This is a genomic window from Vaccinium witches'-broom phytoplasma str. VAC, assembly GCF_000309405.1.
In the GTDB taxonomy this organism is placed as follows: domain Bacteria; phylum Bacillota_I; class Bacilli_A; order Acholeplasmatales; family Acholeplasmataceae; genus Phytoplasma.
Map to the genome: position 1 here is coordinate 1 of NZ_AKIN01000048.1, position 4,697 is coordinate 4,697.

Here is a 4,697-nt window from a genome sequence, read left to right on the forward strand (position 1 = left end):
AAAAAATATTTCTTTAGTTTGAAAAGATAGGAAATTATCTATTAATTTTTAGTCTTAAAGAGTCATTTTAAAATAAAAAGTTGTATGAAAAAACGGAACAGCTCAGAGCGACTACTAAATTCGGTCATATTTCTTTCCCTTTAAGAGATCGTTTTGGCTTAATTTTAAAATTAAATTATTATAACGAAAAAGAGTTAAAACTTATTTTAAAAAGAACTGCGTCGGTTTATGGTAACCAAATAGAAGAAAAAGCTTTAGCAGAATTAGTTAAAAGAAGTAGAGGAACCCCTAGAATCGCTAACCGTTTATTCAGAAGAGTAAGAGATTTTGCTGAAATTTATTCTAATAAAGTTCTTACTCATCAAATAACCTTAGACACCTTAGAAAAGCTACAAATAGATTCTAACGGTTTAAACGAAACAGATTATAATTATTTAAACACATTAGTGAATCAATTTAACGGTGGTCCAGTCGGTATTAAAAATATTGCCGCCACTATCGGAGAAGAAATATTTACCATTGAAGAAGTTCATGAACCTTTTTTAATTAAAAAAGGTTATATCAAAAGAACTGCTCAAGGCAGAATTGCCACCGATTTAACCACCCAATTATTAAAACAAAAAAATATTCATAAAAAATCATGAACTGCGATTGATTGTTCGAACTCGATGGATGGGCAAGGAAAACGGTATTTGGTGTTGAATTTTGGTGGTATTATATTATCAGGATAGATCAGAGATACGTTTCGGGATTGCTCCTTATTACAAACTGGCCTCCCTGTGCTGTTCCGTTTTTTTTTTTTTTTAAAACAAACAAAAAAACCGCATTCAGCGGTTTAGTGAATTATTTGTTTATTTTTTGAATAGAAGCCCAAACAATCGATCTCACTAAGACCTTTTTTATTTGAAAGAGGTCTTTTTTTAATTGTTTAAATAGATTGTTTCAATAAATTTGATATTCTTAATTTTTTCATTTATATAGTAAAATTCTATTATTTGTTAATATTTATGGTTAACTTTACAATTTTTCTAACATATAATGGATAGCTGCAACATGTAAAAGATTACCGGCATTAACGAAAAGATGCCAAATAAAATGGTAATATTTCTTATAAGAATTATTATAAAAAATAACTCCTGCGCTGTAAGCTACTCCGCCTAAGACCAAAAAAAACAAACTCTTTTTCAAATCCCAAAGAGAATGGATTAAAAAAAGACCACTCCAACCTAAGATTAAAAATAAAAACAAATGTATTTTTTTGCCTTTATCGAAACTCAAAATTTTAAATGAAATTCCTATAAAAACAACTATGGTTTGGATCAAGAAAAAGAACCAACCTTTTGTCACTTTAAGGTTGTCGATAGAAAACAACTCTTGATCTAATTTTAAAAATAAAAAAGGGAAGAAACTGCCCCAAATCAATAAATAAATACTTATATGATCGAATCTTTGGAATAATTTTTTAGCTTTAGTAAAAGCTAAAGCGTGATATAAAGAACTCATAGAATAAAGGATCATCATAGTCACAATAAAAGCGAATAAAGGGATACGACTGTGACCTTTATCATGCAAAGAACATTTATGAAAAAAACAAAAAATAAAAATACTTAAAGGAACCATTATACCGTGTGATATCGCGTTAGCTATTTCTTCGCCTATTGTTTGTCGTTCTACTTTTTTAGTTGGCCAATTCATTCTTATACCATCCTCCTTTCTTGGGAAATGTTTGTAAATAATTAAAAAAGGTTATTTAATCATATTTTTTTTAACAAAAAAATTTTATTTATTCCAGTTTTTTAAAATACTGTTTTGAATTTCTTGATAATCTTTTTTAGTCAATTGGTTCATATGATTAACAGCGTTAATTATCAGCTCTTTTTCGTTATAACGCGGCAATAAATGCACGTGAAAATGAAAAACTGTTTGACCGGCTATTGCGCCGTTATTATTTAATAAATTGATTCCTTCAGCGTTAAAAGTTTGAACTAAAACGCGACTCATTTGTTGTACTACTCCAAATAAATGTTTTAAGACCTCTGTCGGAACTGCGTGTATATTCACATATTCCTCTTTAGTAGCCACTAATGTATGACCTTTAGTGTTTTGCGAAACATCTAAAAACGCTACCACTAAATCATCTTCATATAAAATATAACCAGGAATTTCATGGCGAATAATTTTAGTAAATATAGTATACATAATTAAAAAACCTCTTTTTTCTTCTATTTTTTAAAAGAATAACTATCATTTATAAAGATAATGTTATTTTAAATAAGTTCTGATATTTCTAAAATTATTTTTAGAAATTTTTTTTAAAACCTCTAAACCTTTGCTTTGATAAATCCACTTAATTTGTTCATCCACTAACTTAGAAGAGCCTAATTTTAAATCCATTTGTAGGGATTTATTTAAAGCTTTTATTTCTTGTAAAAAAACATATCTAGCGATAATAGAAGCCAAAGCAACGCTTAAATATTTAGATTCGGCTTTGGTTTCCAAAAGAAGATTGCGGAAAACTTCTTTTTCGTTGGCTAAATAAGAAAAATAATTTTTAGGAGAAGCAAATTGATCCAAAATAACAGGGTATTTTGGATTCGGCAATTCCTTTAAAAACTCTAAAAGATTATTGTTATGCAATAAAGCTTTGATTTTATTTAAATTATTGTTTTTAATTAAAAGATTGTATTCTTGGGGAAGAAGAATTTGAACACGATAAGGTACTTTTTGCATCACTAAAGGAGCTATTTTAAAAATTTGTTGAGAAGATAATTTTTTAGAATCTTGAATGCCTATTTCTTCTTGTAAAACAGACATTTCTTCTTTTCTTAATAAAACAGCACATACCACAACCGGACCGAAAACATCGCCTGTTCCTACTTCGTCCAAACCAATGTTATTTGTTCTTGTTAAAAGACTCTCTTTGGCAAGGCGGGAAGAAAATTCAGAAGATAAAGTCTGGGAAGGGGTTTTAGACAAAAGAAGGTTTGGTTGCTGCGGAAGATTCAATTTTTCTTGAATAAAAGCGATTTCTTTTTGAATATTTTTACCTTGAAGCAAACAAGTTCCTTTTTTGAAAAAAGTAATTTTAACATTTTTTTTTTAACAACCGCCATAACGGTAGGATTATTATGCGAAATCATGTCTTTTTGGTAATTTTTTTGCAGAATTTTTATTTGTTCTAAATTTAATTTAAAAGTGTGATTTTCAGACATTAAAAACCTCTTATTTTTCCTTGGAAAAAGAATGATTTAATTGATCGATCTATAAGCTATCTTGTTTTTATTTTTCAGTTAAAGACCAATCAATAATAGGAATTTTATTTTGTGCTAAATATTGGTTTGTTTTAGAAAACGGTTGAGAATCGAAAAATCCTCTATGAGCCGAAAGGGGCGAAGGATGGGGACTTTTAATAATATGATTTTTATCCGCATCAATGTATTTTTCAAAAGTTTGTGCGAATTTGCCCCATAAAATATAGACAATCTTTTCTTTGCGGTTTAAAGTTTTTAAAATATTTTTAGTAAAACTTTGCCAACCGATATTACTATGACTTAAAGGTTTTCCTTTTTCTACCGTTAAAATCGCGTTTAATAATAAAACTCCTTGAAAAGCCCAATTAGACAATTTGTTTGTCTTTGTTTCTAAAGATAAATTATTTTTCAACTCTTTAAAAATATTTCTTAAACTAGCGGGCGTTTTATCGTTTAAAACACTAAAAGATAAGCCATGAGCTTGATTAACACCGGGATAAGGATCTTGTCCTAAAATAACTACTTTTACTTTCTCCCAAGGGGTGAATTCAAAAGCATTAAAAATATCTTTTTGAGGAGGGAAAATTTCTTTGCCTTGGTTATATTCTTCTTCTAAAAAAAGTGATATTTTTTGAAAATAATTTTTTTGTTTTTCTTGTTCTATGATGGTTTTCCACACAATATTATTTTATCCCAAATCTTTTAATTAATAGTGTTTTTATTCTTCTTCCTCTTCATACTCTTCGTATTCTTCCTCTTCTTCGTCATCGTCCTTTATATAGGATAAACATAAATCAAACATAAATAAGATCAAGACTACAAAAAAGACAAAATAAACATAAAATTTGGGAATAATAAGCACGTGTTTAGCTATAATATCCTCATATCGTAAATTTGTTTCATAATCCGAAGATTCCTTATTGTTATCTCCTTTGGTCGTTATTAATGTTTTATCTTTGTCTTTTGCATTTCCTTTGTTGTTGGGAATGTTTTTAACAACTCTATGGATAACATATTGAGCACGTTGTTTTTTCAAATCCGAAATATCTGAAGTTTGGTCATTGGCTTGTTTCCCGCTAGGTTCAAAAACAATGATATCTCCATCTTTTTCACCTGGTTTTAATTTTTTCTTATCTTCGTCCGATATATATTTAATTAAAACATAATCTCCCGGTTTGATAGCCGGGTACATGCTTTTAGTAGGCACTTTAGATAAACTAAAACGAAAATATTTCAAAGTGGTAGCTAATGAACCAAAAACGTTAAATAACATCATTAAAACAACTAAGAATAAAATAACGTAATTGAAAACAGTAACAATAGTTTTAAAAATATTTTTTATTGGAGAATGATCATTTTTTTTCATGATTTTTTTGTACCGTGACTTTTCGAATCTTTTGAGAAATAAATTATTAGATTATTAGAAATATAATTAACTAACTAAAT

Annotated in this window: 6 protein-coding genes; 1 reads left to right on the forward strand and 5 read right to left on the reverse strand. The window is 28.3% G+C overall.

Features of this window, described 5'->3' with window-relative positions; all coding sequences use genetic code 11:
* The first annotated feature begins 80 nt into the window (after positions 1–80).
* On the forward strand, positions 81–644 hold the full coding sequence (locus RI68_RS01500) for a Holliday junction DNA helicase RuvB C-terminal domain-containing protein (protein WP_017193490.1): 564 nt from the start codon (positions 81–83) through the stop codon (positions 642–644).
* A gap of 373 nt (positions 645–1,017) precedes the next feature.
* Here RI68_RS01500 and trhA read toward each other — a convergent pair whose 3' ends face one another.
* From trhA to RI68_RS01530, 5 genes are all read right to left on the reverse strand, one after another.
* Positions 1,018–1,695 carry a PAQR family membrane homeostasis protein TrhA gene (gene trhA, locus RI68_RS01505; RefSeq protein WP_017193491.1) on the reverse strand — a complete coding sequence of 226 codons (678 nt, stop codon included), beginning with the start codon at positions 1,693–1,695 and terminating at the stop codon, positions 1,018–1,020.
* Between the two features lie 84 nt (positions 1,696–1,779).
* Positions 1,780–2,199 carry an HIT family protein gene (locus RI68_RS01510; RefSeq protein WP_017193492.1) on the reverse strand — a complete coding sequence of 140 codons (420 nt, stop codon included), beginning with the start codon at positions 2,197–2,199 and terminating at the stop codon, positions 1,780–1,782.
* Between the two features lie 63 nt (positions 2,200–2,262).
* On the reverse strand, positions 2,263–3,057 hold the full coding sequence (gene rnhC / locus RI68_RS01515; RefSeq protein ID WP_017193493.1) for a ribonuclease HIII: 795 nt from the start codon (positions 3,055–3,057) through the stop codon (positions 2,263–2,265).
* A 222-nt stretch (positions 3,058–3,279) separates the two neighbouring features.
* Complete coding sequence (locus RI68_RS01525) at positions 3,280–3,930, reverse strand: uracil-DNA glycosylase (RefSeq protein ID WP_017193494.1); 651 nt, start codon at positions 3,928–3,930, stop codon at positions 3,280–3,282.
* A 39-nt stretch (positions 3,931–3,969) separates the two neighbouring features.
* Entirely contained in the window at positions 3,970–4,617 is a 648-nt protein-coding gene (locus tag RI68_RS01530) for a S26 family signal peptidase (protein WP_017193495.1), read from the reverse strand.
* Positions 4,618–4,697 lie beyond the last annotated feature (80 nt).